The sequence below is a fragment of the Paramagnetospirillum kuznetsovii genome (genome assembly GCF_003284725.1).
Classification (GTDB): domain Bacteria; phylum Pseudomonadota; class Alphaproteobacteria; order Rhodospirillales; family Magnetospirillaceae; genus Phaeospirillum; species Phaeospirillum kuznetsovii.
Map to the genome: position 1 here is coordinate 58,836 of NZ_PGTO01000008.1, position 16,333 is coordinate 75,168.

The 16,333-nt window shown below is 61.5% G+C and carries 14 protein-coding genes and 1 tRNA gene; 10 read left to right on the plus strand and 5 right to left on the minus strand.

The annotated features are described in order from the left end of the window. Positions 1-2 precede the first annotated feature (2 nt). From CU669_RS11895 to CU669_RS21375, 3 genes are all read right to left on the minus strand, one after another. On the minus strand, positions 3-1,751 hold the full coding sequence (locus tag CU669_RS11895; RefSeq protein WP_112144935.1) for an ATP-binding protein: 1,749 nt from the start codon (positions 1,749-1,751) through the stop codon (positions 3-5). A 33-nt stretch (positions 1,752-1,784) separates the two neighbouring features. Next, complete coding sequence (locus tag CU669_RS11900) at positions 1,785-2,942, minus strand: DNA cytosine methyltransferase (protein WP_205119443.1); 1,158 nt, start codon at positions 2,940-2,942, stop codon at positions 1,785-1,787. Positions 2,943-3,689: 747 nt separating this feature from the next. Continuing rightward, a complete protein-coding gene (locus tag CU669_RS21375) occupies positions 3,690-3,866 on the minus strand; it encodes a hypothetical protein (protein ID WP_161539654.1) in 177 nt (58 codons plus the stop codon). On the opposite strand from CU669_RS21375, the gene kdpF reads away from it, so the two are divergent. The 10 genes from kdpF (at position 3,865) to CU669_RS11950 (ending at position 15,394) form a co-directional block, all read left to right on the plus strand. Continuing rightward, positions 3,865-3,954 carry a K(+)-transporting ATPase subunit F gene (gene kdpF / locus CU669_RS11905; RefSeq protein WP_112144937.1) on the plus strand — a complete coding sequence of 30 codons (90 nt, stop codon included), beginning with the start codon at positions 3,865-3,867 and terminating at the stop codon, positions 3,952-3,954. The genes CU669_RS21375 and kdpF overlap by 2 nt on opposite strands. A 10-nt stretch (positions 3,955-3,964) precedes the next feature. Then, complete coding sequence (gene kdpA / locus CU669_RS11910; RefSeq protein ID WP_112144939.1) at positions 3,965-5,692, plus strand: potassium-transporting ATPase subunit KdpA; 1,728 nt, start codon at positions 3,965-3,967, stop codon at positions 5,690-5,692. A gap of 129 nt (positions 5,693-5,821) precedes the next feature. Then, entirely contained in the window at positions 5,822-7,888 is a 2,067-nt protein-coding gene (gene kdpB, locus CU669_RS11915; RefSeq protein ID WP_112144941.1) for a potassium-transporting ATPase subunit KdpB, read from the plus strand. Positions 7,889-8,016: 128 nt separating this feature from the next. Continuing rightward, positions 8,017-8,634, plus strand: coding sequence for a potassium-transporting ATPase subunit KdpC (gene kdpC, locus CU669_RS11920; RefSeq protein WP_112144943.1), 618 nt, complete (start codon positions 8,017-8,019; stop codon positions 8,632-8,634). Positions 8,635-8,745: 111 nt separating this feature from the next. Continuing rightward, entirely contained in the window at positions 8,746-11,463 is a 2,718-nt protein-coding gene (locus CU669_RS11925; RefSeq protein WP_112144945.1) for a sensor histidine kinase, read from the plus strand. Then, positions 11,460-12,143, plus strand: a complete 684-nt coding sequence (locus tag CU669_RS11930) for a response regulator (protein ID WP_112144947.1) — start codon at positions 11,460-11,462, stop codon at positions 12,141-12,143. Before CU669_RS11925 ends, CU669_RS11930 begins: the two co-directional genes overlap by 4 nt. Positions 12,144-12,491: 348 nt before the next feature. Next, positions 12,492-12,662: a hypothetical protein gene (locus CU669_RS21380; protein WP_161539655.1), complete on the plus strand. Its 171-nt coding sequence runs from the start codon at positions 12,492-12,494 to the stop codon at positions 12,660-12,662. Between the two features lie 258 nt (positions 12,663-12,920). Further along, positions 12,921-13,412 carry a DinB family protein gene (locus CU669_RS11940; protein WP_112144951.1) on the plus strand — a complete coding sequence of 164 codons (492 nt, stop codon included), beginning with the start codon at positions 12,921-12,923 and terminating at the stop codon, positions 13,410-13,412. Positions 13,413-13,622: 210 nt separating this feature from the next. After that, positions 13,623-14,234: a DUF4365 domain-containing protein gene (locus tag CU669_RS11945; protein WP_112144952.1), complete on the plus strand. Its 612-nt coding sequence runs from the start codon at positions 13,623-13,625 to the stop codon at positions 14,232-14,234. Further along, positions 14,231-15,394: a hypothetical protein gene (locus CU669_RS11950; RefSeq protein ID WP_112144954.1), complete on the plus strand. Its 1,164-nt coding sequence runs from the start codon at positions 14,231-14,233 to the stop codon at positions 15,392-15,394. Before CU669_RS11945 ends, CU669_RS11950 begins: the two co-directional genes overlap by 4 nt. 96 nt (positions 15,395-15,490) lie before the next feature. Here CU669_RS11950 and CU669_RS11955 read toward each other — a convergent pair. Next, positions 15,491-15,580, minus strand: a tRNA-Ser gene (locus CU669_RS11955). A 115-nt stretch (positions 15,581-15,695) separates the two neighbouring features. Next, positions 15,696-16,217, minus strand: coding sequence for a translation initiation factor IF-3 (gene infC, locus CU669_RS11960; protein ID WP_112144957.1), 522 nt, complete (start codon positions 16,215-16,217; stop codon positions 15,696-15,698). Positions 16,218-16,333: the final 116 nt, after the last annotated feature.

The window sequence follows — 16,333 nt, forward strand, 5'->3', positions numbered from 1 at the left end:
CCTTACCGGGTGGCCTTCTTACCCGGGTCGTTCTCAAGAATATACTTGATGACAGGCCAGCAGTCGTTTCGGATGGTCTTTATTTTTTCACTGCTCGTCATGGCCGTTTCGTGTACGACCTTCTGGATGCCGGGAAGATGTTTTTTAAAATGTTGCAGTGCTGTCGTGCACTCTCTGCGATATTCGACTGGGAATATATCCGAATTTGAAAGTACCCAGGTGACCATAATCGCGAGGGTCGGGGCATACAGCCCCTTTTGTTCCTCGGTGAAAGGGCGCCCATTTCGCTCTTGGTCCTCGAAAACCGACGTCGCCACATCATTGAATCTGCCGGCGCGCTTAACGTATTGGAATAGGGCTAGCTCAAAGATGGCCCGAAAAAGCATCGTCGCAGCGTATGGGCGTGTGGCTTCAAGGGCTGACGCTTCGACCACGAGCGCCTTAAGTTTGTCGTGATTGTGATCCACGCCCACAGGCGGAAAGAGCGCCCCCCAATTTTCATTATGATCAGCATCGCTTGGCGGCGACGGCGACGGCGACGGCGACGGCGCTGGTGACGGTGGCGAGGTAGGGCCAGGATGCGGTCGAGCATCTGGGGGGCTCGGCTGCCCCGGGGGGGTGGGGGGAGCCGACTCGCCACCCCCCTTGTCCGGGCGTGCGGCCTTATTCTCCTTCTTATATCTCTCAGCGAACGCTTGAAGCTGATCGGCTATCCTGACGAAAGCAGGAGAATACGGATTGATCGACGTTTTCTTGGTATCCCAGGGGAGTTCGCCAGAGGTCGCGAGTTCTTCGCTGACGAAGCGAACCCATCCGACAAAGCCGTAGTATTCCTGGTGCCACTTGCCAGTCCAGCCAAGTGATTTCTGATGCGTAGCGACCTCCACAATCCGGTCGTTGCACACGAAATACCATCCATACTGATCAGTCAGTTTCTTGTTAACAGACCGTTCGTAGCTAGGCTCGTCTGAGATCCTATAGTCCTGGTGCATACCGGCATCGATGAAAATTCGAACGCCATCGATTTCATCAGACTCAGTTTGATGCGTGACGGGACCGCTGTCCCGGATGCACGGGCCGAACGATGGGATTTGCGCCCCGTTCAAATAGATACGCAGCCCTTTTGATACGAAAATGCCATATCGCCGAGATAGTTCCCGGATGGCCGTTTCTTTCCAGTTAGGTGTGCTTGTCTCGTGTGAAACCATGCTTTCAAGTTCTTTAATGCAGATAAGTGTCTTTTGCCTTCCCTTTGATGAGACCCGCTGAGCGATCAATTCAGGGCCGCCCAGTTGCTCCCGCTTAAAAGCCATCATCGAGGCCTGCGCGCCGGTGTCTGTGGAGAGCCAGTACCGCTTGCCGAGTTTCATGAGCGCTCGCTTAAGGCCAATGCCGAAGCGCCCGATGCCGAACCGATGTGATGATTCGGTACCGGGCCGCAGCGTGCGATTGGCCAGAGTGTCCTCATCAATGCCGAAGGCATTGTCTAAAATAGCGATCCATCCGTCGCCAAAATGGAGCGAGATGCAAAATCCGCTGTAGGAGGCCGGGAGGCCATATCTGTCGAACGCGCAGGCGGGACTGGAGAGGAGCGTATTTCTCGCAGCATCGATGCAATTGTCGACCAAATCGTAGATCGATTCTAAGGTGGTGATATCCTTCGTGAGCGCGTTTTGGAGATAGTTCGGATCCACGTCCGTGCGGACTACGAATGTGTCATCGGTCGATGGTTTCCGGAATAGCCCATTCATGGCGGCCCCACGATCTGTTGCGTGGCGATAATGTTATGCGCGCACCCGCAGTGGCGCAATGCCGCCGTACATCTTTTGGATTATTGTCGTGAGGATCCCCTGGCCAACCAGCGGAGAGACGCTATTTCCAATCATTCTGAAGCTGTGCCATTTGGTCGGGTGAAACACGAACCAGTCAGGAAACCCCTGCAGCCTAGCCGCTTCTCTAACCGTAATAACGCGGGGCTCGCTTGGATGTATTGGGCGCATTGCTTGAAAGCCACCGCGATCAGCTCCTGTGCCAGCGCGCAGGGTGGGGCAGTGGCCATCCCAAGCTAGGCGAGGATACCTGCTCACAGGTTCGGTTTTCCCGTTCCCAGTCTCGGCGAAGCGTTTTACGACAGCAGGGGTGTGGACAGTGTTGAAGTGGCCGGAACTTTGGCCCTTTTTAAGCCGTTCGACCGCCTCGGGCCAGCCAAGCGTCGCAATGGGGGATTTGCGCATCATACGCGCGTACGCGGGCGCGGCGTCGGGGCCGACTGTTCGGTCAGGGTAGTGTGCCCAGCCAAATTCGCCTTTCTGATCGGCGACCGGTGAGGGGAGGTCGCCGATTGCGTTGACTACGGTTACTGGCGTATCGGTGTTGCCCTGCTCCAGATCTGCTGGCGACAGTTCGTCCACATAAGACCTGTCGAACCCGATAACGACAACGCGTCTGCGCGCGGTGGGGGCGCCATACCTGAGCGCGTTAATAATAACGGGGCCTACAATGGTGTAGCGATTGGAAACTGTATCTATCGCAGCCTGGAGGTTCTCGATGTTCCCCGTATCCAGCAGCCCCTCGACGTTTTCCATCACGAAAAAGCGAGGCTGTAGAATTGCCACATGCCGAAAGAAGTGTCCGATGAGCGTATTCCGAGGGTCGCCTTTCTCTCGTTTGCCGATGCGGCTGAACCCCTGGCACGGCGGGCCGCCGATGACGCCGTCGATTTGTTGATCCCCGAGGATAAATGCCCACGCATCCTTATCGATTTCGCCAATGTCGGCCTGGATTGCTCGCGTATTGGGAAAATTTAACCTGTAGGCGGATTGCAAAATCGGCTCGATATCTATGGCGGCAAAACTATGGCATCCCGCCAACTCCGCTCCCAAGCCAAAGCCGCCACATCCGCAAAATAGGTCTACTATCCTAGGATAGGAAGTCGTCATCATCCCCTCGCATACCACCTTTAGAGGGACTATGACATGTCCGGAAAGGAAATTCGATCGAAAAATAGGCAGCGATGGAAGCTGGGGCGGTTCTGATCTCCGCCCTGCCTGATGACAAACGAGGGGGCGCCGCCCATCAGCCTAGATTCAATCGTGCAGTAGAAAGCTTCTATGTCAGTGAGGGGGGCATTGCCGAATCCATCGGAAGTCGAAAGGTCGGTGGCTGACGGGGCGGGTGTTCTTCTCGAACGGACGCCAGATTCTGTTCTAAATTTAAGCGGCAGCTGCCAATTTGTCCGCTTTAAGGGTGGCATACAATCCGGCTCAAAGGGCCGAGCCACTCGAGCCGTTGCACTTTTCAGTCCGATTCATGCCTGAATCCGACATTAGCTGTCGCTTTCAGCTTTAGGCCGGATTTCGCACCTCTAATCCGGACGGCGACAGCCATAGGGCGGACGGATTCGGGACGCTCACTCACCAGCGAAATCGTTGCAGAACAGTTAGTTATCCCTCCAACTCATCAATCGGAGGGAACGGACATGGCAAGTGGCGTCGCGATGACCGCCAAGGCGGCTCCGTTCGCCCAGGCGGGGGACGAGCCGATGCTGTCGGATCTGCTGGCCGACCCCGTCCTTCCACACCCTGATGCGCTGTGACCGCCTGTCCCATGGCGATCTGAAGGCCGCCATCGAGCGGGCCCGGCGGCATTACGGCTGCGTTACCACGGATAAGCGGATTTTTACGCATCCTTTATGCAAAGCCGCGTGGAGCCTTAATGCCCGCCGGACGTAGGGTTATCACATCTGAAATTTCAACCGGAGAGCACCGATGCTCGACATCGTGTTCGTCGTCGCCGCGCTTGCCTTTTTCGCCCTGGGCGCCCTGTTCGTCCATGCCTGCGACCGCATCTGAAGGAAGCTGATCCATGGCTTTTGATCTGATCTTAGGGGGTATCACCGTCGTGGGCCTGACGGTCTATCTGGTCTACGCCCTCATCCGCCCCGAACGTTTCTAGGAGACCGCCCGTGAACGCCGCAGGCATTCTGCAAATCGTCGTCTTTTTCGCCGTGGTCACGGCGGGGGCGATTCCGTTGGGGGCTTATATGGCCAGGGTCTATTCCGGCGAACGCACTTGGCTCGATCCGGTGTTCAAGCCGGTCGAGCGGCTGATCTACAAGATCTGCTGCGTCAGAGCCGACCAGGAGCAGCATTGGACGGTCTATGCCTTCTCCTGCCTGATGTTCAGCGTGATCGGACTGGTGGTGATGTATGCGGTGATGCGGCTTCAGGCCCTGCTGCCGCTCAATCCCGCCGGTCAGGCGGCGGTCGCCCCCGATCTCGCCTTCAACACCGCCGTCAGCTTCACCACCAATACCAACTGGCAGGCCTATGGTGGTGAAAGCACCATGGCCTATCTCACCCAGATGCTGGGGATGACGGTGAAGAACTTCACCTCGGCGGCCACCGGCATGGCCATCCTGGTGGCGTTGGTGCGCGGCTTCGCGCGGCGCCAGGCCAAGACGGTGGGCAATTTCTACGTCGATGCGGTGCGTTCGATTCTCTACATCCTGTTGCCCATGGCGGTGGTGGTGACCCTGGCGCTGGTGTGGCAGGGCATGCCGCAGAATTTCGACGCCTATACGGAGGCAACCACCCTGGAAGGCGCCAAGCAGGTGATCGCCCAAGGCCCGGTGGCCAGTCAGGTCGCCATCAAGCAATTGGGCAGCAACGGCGGCGGCTTCTTCAACGTCAACTCCGCCCATCCGTTCGAGAACCCCACCGCGATCACCAACCTGATCGAGATGGTGGCGCTGATCTTCATCGCCGCCGGGCTGGTGTTCAGCTTCGGCCACATGGTGGGCGACCGGCGTCAGGGCCGCGCCCTCTATCTGGCCATGGCGATCATGCTGGCGGTCGGCATCGGCATCGCCTACTGGCAGGAGGCTGGCGGCAATCCCCAGATCCAGGCCATGGGGGTCGATGTGATCGCCACCGACATGGCTCCCGGCGGCAACATGGAGGGCAAGGAGGTCCGCTTTGGAATCGCCAATTCGACCATCTGGGCCGCCGCCACCACCGCCGCCTCCAACGGCTCGGTCAACTCCATGCATGACAGCTACACCCCCATCGGCGGCATGGTGCCACTGGTCAACATCATGCTGGGCGAGGTCATTTTCGGCGGCGTCGGTTCCGGCCTGCACGGCATGATCGTCTTCGTCATCGTCGCGGTGTTCATCGCCGGGCTGATGGTGGGCCGCACCCCGGAATACCTGGGCAAGAAGATGGAGGCCAAGGAGGTCAAGCTGGCCATCCTGTGCATCTTGATCTTCCCGCTGTCCATCCTCGGCTTCGGCGCGGCGGCCATGGTGCTGCCGGCCGGTTTGGCCGGGATGAGCGCGGCCGGGCCGCACGGGTTGAGCGAGGTGCTGTATGCCTATAGCTCGGCCACCGGCAACAACGGCTCGGCCTTCGCCGGTCTGTCGGCCAATACGCTGTGGTACAACAGCACGCTGGGCATCGCCATGCTGATCGGCCGCTTCCTGATCATTGTCCCGACCCTGGCCATCGCAGGTTCGCTGGCGGCCAAGAAGATCGTGCCGCCGTCTTCCGGCACCTTCCCCACCCATGGCGGATTGTTCATCGGCCTGCTGATCGCGGTGATCGTGGTCATCGGCGGCCTGACCTTCTTCCCCGTTCTCGCCCTGGGGCCCATCGTCGAGCATCTGATGCTCGGCGTCGGCACCTTGTTCTAACTCCGGCATGGAAATGAAGACCTTCATTTTCGTGTCGGCAAGCGCAACGCGCGTCGCGCCGCGTGGCGCGGGAGCCAAGCACGCGGATGCGTGCGCCCGGCGCCTGAGGGTCTAACAAAGGAATCTCCCATGGCTATCCATCGTTCACAGGAAATGTCCCTGTTCGACGGTTCGATCATCCGGCCGGCGGTCGTCTCCGCCTTCGCCAAGCTCGACCCCAGGGATCTTGTCCGCAATCCGGTGATGTTCACCACCGGCGTGGTGGCATTGCTGTCCACCGTGCTGTTCATCCGCGACGTCGCCAGCGGCGGCGCGTATACCGCCATCGTCGGCCAGATCGCCGCCTGGCTGTGGTTCACCGTGATCTTCGCCAATTTCGCCGAGGCGGTGGCGGAGGGGCGCGGCAAGGCCCAGGCCGAGTCCCTGCGCAAGACCAAGACCGAGACCGCCGCCAAGAAACTGGCAACCATCGACGCCACCACCCATAAGCAGGTGGCGGCGACCGCCCTGCGGTCCGGCGATCTGGTGGTCTGCGAAGTCGGCGACACCATTCCCGGCGACGGCGACGTGGTGGCCGGTATCGCCACCATCGACGAAAGCGCCATCACCGGCGAATCGGCTCCGGTGATCCGCGAATCCGGCGGCGACCGCTCGGCGGTCACCGGCGGCACCCGCGTGGTCTCCGACCGCATCGTGGTGCGGGTCACCGCCAATCCCGGCGAGTCCTTCCTCGACCGCATGATCGCCCTGGTGGAAGGCGCCAAGCGCCAGAAGACCCCCAACGAGATCGCGCTGACCATTCTGCTGGTCGGGCTGACCCTGGTGTTCCTGATCGTCTGCGCCACCCTGCCCGCCTTCGCCTCCTATTCCGGCACGGTTATTCCGGTGGTGTTTCTGATCGCCCTGCTGGTGACCCTGATCCCGACAACCATCGGCGGCTTGCTGTCGGCCATCGGCATCGCCGGCATGGACCGGCTGGTGCGGTTCAACGTCATCTCCAAATCGGGCCGTGCCGTCGAAGCGGCGGGCGACATCGACGTGCTGCTGCTGGACAAGACCGGCACCATCACGCTGGGCGCCCGTCAGGCAGCGGAATTCATCCCCCTGCCCCAGGTCAATGAGCGTGACTTGGCCGAGGCCGCCTTCCTGTCGTCGCTGGCCGACGAGACCCCGGAAGGCAAGTCCATCGTCGCCCTCGCCCGCCAGAAGTTCAACTTTGCCGACCAGGGCAAGTCCGCGACCTTCATCCCCTTCTCGGCCCATACCCGTATGAGCGGCGTCAATCTGGAGACCGCCTCCGGTCTGGTGGAGATCCGCAAGGGCGCCACCGATTCGGTCACCGCCTATGTGGCCGACAAGCAGGGCAAGACTCCCGGCGGAATCCCCAAGGAACTGGTCCAGGCGGTGGAGCGGGTGGCCAAGGCTGGCGGCACCCCGCTGGTGGTGGCCCGCGACAACCGTCTGCTCGGCGTCGTCTATCTCAAGGACATCGTCAAGCCCGGTATCCGCGAACGTTTCGCCACGCTGCGTCAGATGGGCATCCGCACGGTGATGATCACCGGCGACAATCCCCTGACCGCCGCCGCCATCGCCGCCGAGGCAGGAGTCGACGATTTCCTGGCCGAGGCGACGCCGGAGAACAAGCTGGACCTGATCCGCAAGGAACAGCAGGGCGGGCGTCTGGTCGCCATGTGCGGCGACGGCTCCAACGACGCCCCCGCTTTGGCCCAGGCCGATGTGGGCGTGGCCATGAACACCGGAACCCAAGCGGCCCGCGAGGCGGGCAACATGGTGGATCTGGAAAGCGATCCCACCAAGCTGATCGAGATCGTGATGATCGGCAAACAACTGCTGATGAGCCGGGGATCGCTCACCACCTTCTCCATCGCCAACGACATCGCCAAGTACTTCGCCATCATCCCGGCCATGTTCATGGTGTCGTACCCGCAGTTGCAGGCGCTCAACGTCATGCATCTGGCCAGCCCGCAAAGCGCCATCCTGTCGGCCATCATCTTCAACGCCCTGATCATCATCGCGCTGATCCCGCTGGCGCTCCGCGGCGTCACCTACAAACCGGCGGCGGCCGAGGTGCTGCTGCGCCGTAACATCGTGGTCTACGGCCTGGGCGGCATCATCGTTCCCTTCATCGGCATCAAGGCGATCGACCTTCTGGTCGCGGCCTTGCATCTCGCCTGAACGTCATGTTGTCCTTCAATCGCCAGGCGGGCGCCTCCGCGCCCTTGGCTTTCGCGCCACGAGGCGCGGCGGCCCTTGGCCTTGCCTCCGAGTCCCCGAGATTTCGGGGACTCGTTCGGAGAATTTCCATGCTCAAGCAACTTCTTCCCTCCACCCTTCTCACCCTGCTGCTGACCGTCCTGCTGGGGCTGGGCTATCCCCTGGCCATGACCGGCCTCGCAGGCACCCTGTTCCCCAATCAGGCCCATGGCAGCCTGATCGAGAAGAACGGCGCGGTGGTGGGCTCGGCCCTGATCGGCCAGGGCTTCACCAAGCCGGAATACTTCCACCCCCGGCCCTCGGCCACCACCGACGCCGATCCCAATGATCCGACCAAGACGGTGTCGGCCCCCTACAACGCCGCCAATTCGGGGGCCAGCAACGCCGCCCCCACCTCGAAGTCCTACATCGAGTCGACCCAGGCCCTGGTCGATCAGGTCAAGGCCGAGAATCCCGACGCCCGCGTGCCGCTGCCGGTGGATCTAATCACCGCCTCGGGTTCAGGCCTCGACCCCCACATCTCGCCAGCGGCGGCGGAGTACCAACTGCCCCGTATCGCCAGGGCTCGCGGTATTTCCGAGAACGAATTGCGCGCCCTGGTGACCGCCAACACCGAAGGCCGGGTCTTCGGCATCCTTGGCGAGGCGGCCGTCAATGTGCTGAAGCTCAATCTCGCCCTCGACCGGCGCGGGTCGGCGGCGAGATAAGATCCTGCGGGGGGCGGGGCAGCGCCCGTCAAGCCTGCCTGCCCGCGACCGACGATTGCCTTTGCAATCTCGTTCTGGACTTTCGATGGCTGCTGAAACGAACATGGACTCATGACCGACGACCGCGAGGAACGCCCATCCCCCGATGCACTGCTGGCCGCCGCCCAGCGCGAAACGCGCGGGCGGCTGAAGATTTTCCTGGGCGCCGCCCCCGGTGTCGGCAAGACCTATGCCATGCTGCAGGCGGCGCGGGAACGGCGACGGGAAGGGGTGGATCTGGTGGCCGGCGTGGTCGAGACCCACGGACGGCGGGAGACCGAGGCGCAACTGTCCGGCATCGACGTTCTTCCACCGCGTCAGTTGGAATATCGCGGCAAGGACTTCCGCGAGATGGACCTGGACGCCATCCTGGCCCGGCGGCCCCAACTGGTGCTGGTGGACGAACTGGCCCATACCAATGTCCCAGGCTCGCGCCACCTGAAGCGCTGGCAGGACGTGGAGGAGATCCTCGCCGCCGGGATCGACGTCTACAGCACGCTGAACATCCAGCATCTGGAAAGTCTCAACGACATCGTCGAGCAGATCTCCGGGGTCAAGGTCCGCGAAACCCTGCCCGACAGCGTGTTGTCGTCGGCCGACGAGATTTCCCTGATCGACCTGCCGCCGCAGGAACTGATCAAGCGCCTGCACGAGGGCAAGGTCTATGTCCCGGAACAGGCCAAGCGGGCCGTCGGCAATTTCTTCTCGCCCGGCAATCTGACGGCGCTGCGCGAGATGGCGCTGCGCCACACCGCCGAGCGGGTCGATGCCCAGATGGTGGATTACATGCGGGCGCACGCCATTGCCGGGCCATGGCCGGCGCGCGAACGCATCCTGGTCTGCATCGACGAAAGGGTGGATGCGGCCAGGCTGGTGCGGGTGGCCAAGCGGGCGGCCGAGCGCCGTGGCGCCGCCTGGGTGGTCGTTTCCGTGGAGACATCCGGTTCCTATGCCCTGACCGAGGCCGACAAGGACCGCATCTCCGAGGCCCTGCGCCTTGCCCAGCAGATGGGCGGCGAAACCGCGTTGTTGCAAGGCGACGACGTGGTCGCCACCGTGCTGGACTATGCCCGCGAGCGCAATGCCACCCAGATCGTGGTCGGTCGCGCCCGCCCCCGCCGCTGGCGGCTGGGTAAATCGGTGACCGACCGGCTGTTCGCCGAAAGCGGCGACTTCAATGTCTTCGTGGTCGGCGGCGAGGATGATGACAAACCGGCGCCTCGGGTTGCGTCACGAAAGGTGGCGGTTCCCTCCGACTGGCTTAATCTCGCCTTCGCCCTGTTGTGCTCGGGGATTGCCACCGGCCTGGGCTTCGTCATCGACATGTGGCTTCCCGTCGCCAGCATCTCGGTGGCCTTTCTGCTGGCGGTGATGGTGGTGGCCATGCGCTCAGGGCTCCGGCCCGCCATCCTGGCCTCGGTGACCAGCTTCTTCGCCTTCAACTTCTTCTTCACCGAACCGCGCTGGACCTTCGCCGTCACCGACACCCAGAATGTGCTGACCCTGGTGTTCTTCCTGATCGCGGCGGTGATCGTGTCCAATATGGCGTCGCGCCTGCGCGCCCAGATCCTGGCGACCAAGGAGAGCGCGCGGCGCACCACCAATCTCTATGATTTCGGCCGCAAGATCACGGCGGCGGTGACCCTGGACGACGTGCTGTGGGCGGTGGTCCATCACGTCGCCGCCACCATGACGGCCAAGTCGCTGGTGCTGCTGCCGGGCGAGTCTGGGTTGGCGATCGCGGCGGGCTACCCGCCCGAGGACCAGTTGGACGACCGCTCGGCCGCCGCCGCCGACTGGGCCTGGAGCCACGGCAAATTGGCCGGGCGCGGCTCGGCCACCCTGCCTGCGTCGCTGTGGCTGTTCCTGCCGTTGAAAACCGCGCGGGCGCCGTTCGGCGTGCTCGGCGTCCAGATGAGCGAGGATGCCGACCTGCCCAGCCCGGCGCAGATGCGGCTGTTGGAGACCCTGGCGGACCAGGCGGCGGTGGCCATCGAACGCACCACCCTGGTCGCCGATATCGAGACCGCCCGCGTCGCCACCGAGCGCGAGCGCCTGCGTTCGGCCCTGCTGTCGTCCTTGTCCCACGACCTGCGCACGCCGCTGGTCTCCATCATGGGGGCGGCGTCCAGCTTGCAGAATTACGACGAGATGATGGACCACGCCAGCCGCCACGACCTGACCCAGACCATCCAGGACGAGGCCGAGCGCCTTAACCGCTTCGTCCAGAACCTGCTGGACATGACCAAGCTGGGCGCGGGCGCCCTGAAACCCAGGGCCGACTGGGCCGACCTCAACGACATCGTCGGCGCCGCCGTGGCGCGGACCCAGCGGCTGGCCCGCGCCCACACCATCAAGGTCGAGATCGATTCCGGGGTGCCGCTGCTCTGCGTCGACCCGGTACTGATGGAGCAGGTGTTCTTCAATCTGCTCGACAATGCCTGCAAATACGCCCCTCCCGGCACCGCCGTGAAGGTCTGGGCCCGGCGGACCCCCGATTACGTCACCATCGAGGTGGTCGACCAAGGCCCCGGCATCCCGCCCGATGCCAGCGAGAAGGTATTCGACATGTTTTATCGGGTTGATCAGGGGGATTCCAAGACGGCGGGAACCGGCCTCGGCCTCGCCATCTGCCGGGGCATCGTCGAGGCTCATGGCGGCACCATCAAGGCCGAGCCGGGTCTGCATGGCGCAGGCACCGCCATCATCATTCATCTGCCGCAACGATCCGATATCGACGGCCTCGCCGCCCGGATCAGCGCTGACGCCGAACAGGGGGGAAGGCCATGAGCGCCCGGATTCTGGTCATCGACGACGAGCCGCAGATCCGCAAGTTCATGCGCATCTCGCTCACCGCCAACGGCTACGAGGTGCTGGAGGCCGAGAACGCCGCGAAAGGAATCGAAGCGGCGCGGTCCCAGCAGCCGGACCTGCTGATCCTCGATCTCGGCCTGCCCGATCTCGACGGCCAGGAGGTCATCAGCGCGGTGCGCGAGCGCTCCGACGTCCCCATCCTGGTGCTGTCGGTGCGCGCGGGCGAACTGGACAAGGTCGAAGCCCTGGACCGGGGCGCCAACGACTATATCGTCAAGCCGTTCGGCGTGGCCGAGTTGATGGCCCGTGTCCGCGCCGTCCTGCGCCAGCGGGCCGCCAAGGGCGCCGACGAGGTGGTCGAGGCAGGCTCGGTGCGGATCGACCTGACCCGGCGCATCGTCACCCGCGACGGCGAGGACGTGCATCTGTCCAAGCGCGAATGGGGCCTGTTGGCCTTCCTGGCCGGCCAGCCCGACCACGTTCTGACCCATAAGCAGATCCTCAAGGAAGTCTGGGGCCCCGCCCATGGCGAGGACACCGCCTACCTGCGGGTCTATGTCAACCAACTGCGTCAGAAGCTGGAGGTCGATCCGGCGGCGCCCACCCTGATCGTCACCGATGCTGGCGTAGGCTACCGCCTCAAGCGGGGAGAATAGGCCCAGGCGGCCACCGGGCTCGATTGTCGGGTGAAGAGACGGTGCAGCCTCGCCGGATCAGCCGTGCGCCGACCAAAATCGCATCAGCCGGAATCAATTCAGCGATCTCCCTGCCGGTCCCCCATTCGGTCTTCCGGTTCCGCGTCATGGGGATATCCCGATGAGTGTTCGCCTATGGCTTAAACACGAGCCCCGTCGCCGATAAAGGTTCGAGACGGCCTTTCCGGGGGAGACGTTAGCCCAGCATAAAAAAATCCTTACACCCTCCCGTATCGATCCTTGATGCGGACCGGCGGGATAATGGCTCCGTGGGCAGGGAAGCGAGGGGGCAGGGAAGCGGAGGGTGTCATGTCCGACAAGGATATCCTGGGTCTGTTGATCGGAGTCGGCTTGCTGGTCGCCTTCGCCGCCTACATGGCCTACATCTATTTCCATCCCGAGAGCTTCAACTGGCTGGAAATACACTCGACATCTCCGAAAGCGCCGAGCGATCAGGATGCCGACGATCTGTTCCTCTGAAAACCTGCTGCGCTTCATATCGTCCGTCCTTGTCTGGAACGAACTCTGCTTCGGACTGGAGGACGATTCCCATGGCAGGTCAGCATTCCATTCAGACTCCGACCGAAATCAGAGAACGGATTTCGCAAGACATGTGGCGGTGCGGAGTTGGATAGTGGCGAACCGCATTTCTTTGAATGGCCTCATAGACTCTGGCCTTGAGGGGGCCGAACAGGTCTCTGACCACGGTTTCGCCCGCCGCTTTCGCAGGATGGACAAATGACACCCGCGACCCTTCGAACACTGGCCCGCTACAATGCCTGGGCCAACCAACGCCTCTATGAGGCTTGCTCCCGCTTGCCCGGGGAGGCGATCTCATGCCCGCGTCCCAGTTTCTTTGGCTCCATTCTCGCCACCCTGAACCACGTCTTGATCGGTGACATGCTATGGATGGGGCGGTTCACGGGTGACGAAAGCCACGGCATCAAAGGGCTCGACCAGATCCTGCATGCCGATTTCGGGCGACTGGTCCAGGCACGTCAAGATATGGACGCCCGAATCGTCACATTCTTCGAGGCTCCGCTTGGCGACCTCGAAGCCGTGTTCGCCTATCGGACCGCGGCCGGTCAGGATACAGCGACCCCTCGGGGCCTGACCATGTTGCACATGTTCAACCACGCCACCCATCACCGGGGGCAAGTCCATGACATGCTGTCAGCCACCGACGTGCCGCCACCGGCCCTGGATTTGGTCTATTTCCTTCGCGAATAAGCGCACGCTCACCGACCCCGGAGGGAAGGCGGCTGGGCACGAACCTTCTCTCATGCGAAATCAGGGTGTTATGGTGCCGCAGGCGCTATTGATCGGATGCCCCCATCCAATCAGTGCACTGTCACTGGAACCCCGCAACAACCTACGATGTTTTTTCTATGGCAACATGCTAGCTTGGCGACGTTGCCATACATTGTATAGGTTTGGGGGATGGCGTATCGAAAGTCTAGCCGTTCGAGGCTCCAGAACAGCGAACTTCAAGGAACGGGGGGGCTTCGCTCCATCCCCTCTGCTCGCTATCCCTTTCCCGCGCCGACCAAACTGGGCGGCGATGCTGGGGGGATGCCGGTAACAGCGAGGATGGAATGCTTCTCCAGGGCGTTTGTGCAGGCGATCTGTGCGAGAGCGGGCTATCAGTACAACATCCCCAGTTCAGACTTCGATAGCATCGATGGGGAAATAGAGGGCCGGTATGGGGTACGTCCATCAGTTGGCTTCCAATTGAAAGCAACATCGCAGGACTTAGTTTGCAAGGGAAACATCCATTTTTCCCTTCCCGCAAAAAACTACGATGACTTGCGAATTGACACATTAAGGCCCCGTATACTCCTTGTCGTACTTCTCCCCAAAGAGGAGGAGGACTGGCTGCACTTTGCACCGAACCTGCTGGTGATGCGGCGGGGTGCTTACTGGCTCTCCCTTAGAGGCAAGATGCCGATTACCACCAACTCTGTCACAGTGAAGGTGCCACTCTCGCAACCCTTCAATCCCGATACCCTCGACGCGATGATGCGGAAAGTTGACCGCCGGGAGCCGCTATGAAGGTCAGGATCGAAGATCGGGCGGTGTTTCGATCGCTCTCGCCAATAACGGTCCAGGCCTACCTGCTGTCTCGAGGATGGGCAGAGGTTGAGCGTTGGGAGGGCCGTGCCGTTGTTTATCGAGGTGCTAGCGAAAAGTGGCAGGCTCTTGTGCCGCTTAACGCAGAGCTAGGTGATTACGAAGCTCGCATGGTTGACGTTGTCCGTGCGGTAGCCAGTGCCGAAGAGCGTAGCGAACTGTCTGTCCTAATCGACTTGACGACCACTGGCGCTGATATTGTGAGGATACGCGCAGTGGAGAACGCGGAAGATGGCTCCTTGCCCATCGATGCGGGCGTAAAGCTGTATCAACAAGCCCGCGAAATATTGCTCTCTGCTGCGTGTACAGCCGCTTCACCGGACAGGCCAAGGGCTGTTTTCTATAGCAGAAAACCACAATCTGCGACGGATTACATAGATAGCCTGAGGATAGGGCAGACCGAAAAGGGAAGTTACATCATCACCCTTTTGTCCCCCGTCGCCCCCGCACTTGACGATTCAGGCCAGTTATCTCTTGGCCCACAGTTTGATCCCGATCCATTTGAGAGAAAAGTTACCAAGACGCTGATCGGGGCGTTGGTCGCCACCAAAGCGGCCGTCGCTGAGGCCCTAGACAAGGATAGTCAGGTCGAGCATTTCGAAGAGCATTTGCGAGATGGGGTCAATGCGAACCTATGCGAGGCGCTTGCTCATCTTACAGAGGCAGGAGGAACCATAGACATTGATGTCAGTTGGGCAGAGGTTCGACCTTTATTTGAAAGGACAGCACCCCAGCATAAGGTCAGGTTCGAGGCACAGACATCCCAGGTTCTTCTGAAGGCCGCAGAGTTCCTTCGGACTAAGGAACCCATGACAGGCCAGCAACTGCAGGGCTGGGTGTATGGGCCAAAGCGTCCACCAAAGGCAAAGCTGGGGCAAGCAAGCCTCAAGGTGTTTGTGGACGAGAAGCCCGTATCCGTCACCGCAGTTGATTTGGATGACGAGACGTATGCCTTGCTCGCTGAAGCGAACAAACGTCGATTGCCGATCTCTTGCGAAGGTGACCTTTTTCCGAAGAAGTCCAGGGGCTACGAGCTAAGGAACATTCAAAACCTCGTGATGCTCGTACCGGAGGACACTTGATCCTCCCGGGTTCCGGTGACAGTGCACTCAATGCCTCCCCGCACCGGCACCTGCTCAAAAAGAAAAGGCCACCCGAGGGTGGCCTTTTCTTTTGAATGGCGGAGGGGGTGGGATTCGAACCCACGATGAGCTTGCACCCATACCGGTTTTCGAGACCGGCGCATTCGACCACTCTGCCACCCCTCCGCAGGAGTGTGTTCCCCGGTGGTCAGGGAGGCGCGGAAAATAGCGCAAAGGCCATGACGAAGCAACCCGCTTTCGGGCGGATCCTTGCAATGGTGGAACGGCTGATCGCGCACCCTTAGCGGGGCGCGATCACCATCACCATCTGGCGGCCTTCCATCTTGGGATGCTGTTCGACCTTGCCCAGGGCGTCCAGGTCGACCTTGACCTTTTCCAGCACGATCATGCCGAGATCCTGGTGAGCCAGTTCGCGACCACGGAAGCGCAGCGTCACCTTGACCTTGTCACCTTCCTCGAGGAACTTCTTCATGCTGCGCATCTTGACGTCATAGTCATGATCGTCGATGTTCGGCCGCAGCTTGATTTCCTTGACCTCAATGACTTTCTGCTTCTTGCGGGCGGCATTCTTCTTCTTCTGGTCTTCGTACTTGAACTTTCCGAAATCCAGAATCTTGCACACCGGCGGATCGGCATTGGGGGAGACTTCGACCAGATCGAGCCCGGCTTCCTCAGCCATGGTCAGACCCTCGCGCAGGGTCACGACTCCGATCATTTCGCCATCGGCGCCCACAAGGCGGATGGAACGCACATCGATCTCACGGTTGACGCGGGGCCCATCGTTCTTGGGCGGCGTCTGCATCGGCGGTCTAGCTATTTAACAATCTCCATGTTTTCGAGTACCCGATAGGCCCGGCGCGTGGTTCGCGGGCCGGCCCGTCGGTCCGGTCGGCTGTCCTGTCGTGTCACGCGGGTGGG

What these genes read in the sequence shown, in the direction of transcription:
- CU669_RS11895 (WP_112144935.1), bottom strand. Translation starts at nt 1,751, where the DNA reads ATGAATGGGCTATTCCGGAAACCATCGACCGATGACACATTCGTAGTC.
- CU669_RS11900 (WP_205119443.1), bottom strand. Translation starts at nt 2,942, where the DNA reads ATGATGACGACTTCCTATCCTAGGATAGTAGACCTATTTTGCGGATGT.
- kdpF (WP_112144937.1), top strand. Translation starts at nt 3,865, where the DNA reads ATGGCTTTTGATCTGATCTTAGGGGGTATCACCGTCGTGGGCCTGACG.
- CU669_RS21375 (WP_161539654.1), bottom strand. Translation starts at nt 3,866, where the DNA reads ATGGATCAGCTTCCTTCAGATGCGGTCGCAGGCATGGACGAACAGGGC.
- kdpB (WP_112144941.1), top strand. Translation starts at nt 5,822, where the DNA reads ATGGCTATCCATCGTTCACAGGAAATGTCCCTGTTCGACGGTTCGATC.
- kdpC (WP_112144943.1), top strand. Translation starts at nt 8,017, where the DNA reads ATGCTCAAGCAACTTCTTCCCTCCACCCTTCTCACCCTGCTGCTGACC.
- CU669_RS11925 (WP_112144945.1), top strand. Translation starts at nt 8,746, where the DNA reads ATGACCGACGACCGCGAGGAACGCCCATCCCCCGATGCACTGCTGGCC.
- CU669_RS11930 (WP_112144947.1), top strand. Translation starts at nt 11,460, where the DNA reads ATGAGCGCCCGGATTCTGGTCATCGACGACGAGCCGCAGATCCGCAAG.
- CU669_RS21380 (WP_161539655.1), top strand. Translation starts at nt 12,492, where the DNA reads ATGTCCGACAAGGATATCCTGGGTCTGTTGATCGGAGTCGGCTTGCTG.
- CU669_RS11940 (WP_112144951.1), top strand. Translation starts at nt 12,921, where the DNA reads ATGACACCCGCGACCCTTCGAACACTGGCCCGCTACAATGCCTGGGCC.
- CU669_RS11945 (WP_112144952.1), top strand. Translation starts at nt 13,623, where the DNA reads ATGGCGTATCGAAAGTCTAGCCGTTCGAGGCTCCAGAACAGCGAACTT.
- CU669_RS11950 (WP_112144954.1), top strand. Translation starts at nt 14,231, where the DNA reads ATGAAGGTCAGGATCGAAGATCGGGCGGTGTTTCGATCGCTCTCGCCA.
- infC (WP_112144957.1), bottom strand. Translation starts at nt 16,217, where the DNA reads ATGCAGACGCCGCCCAAGAACGATGGGCCCCGCGTCAACCGTGAGATC.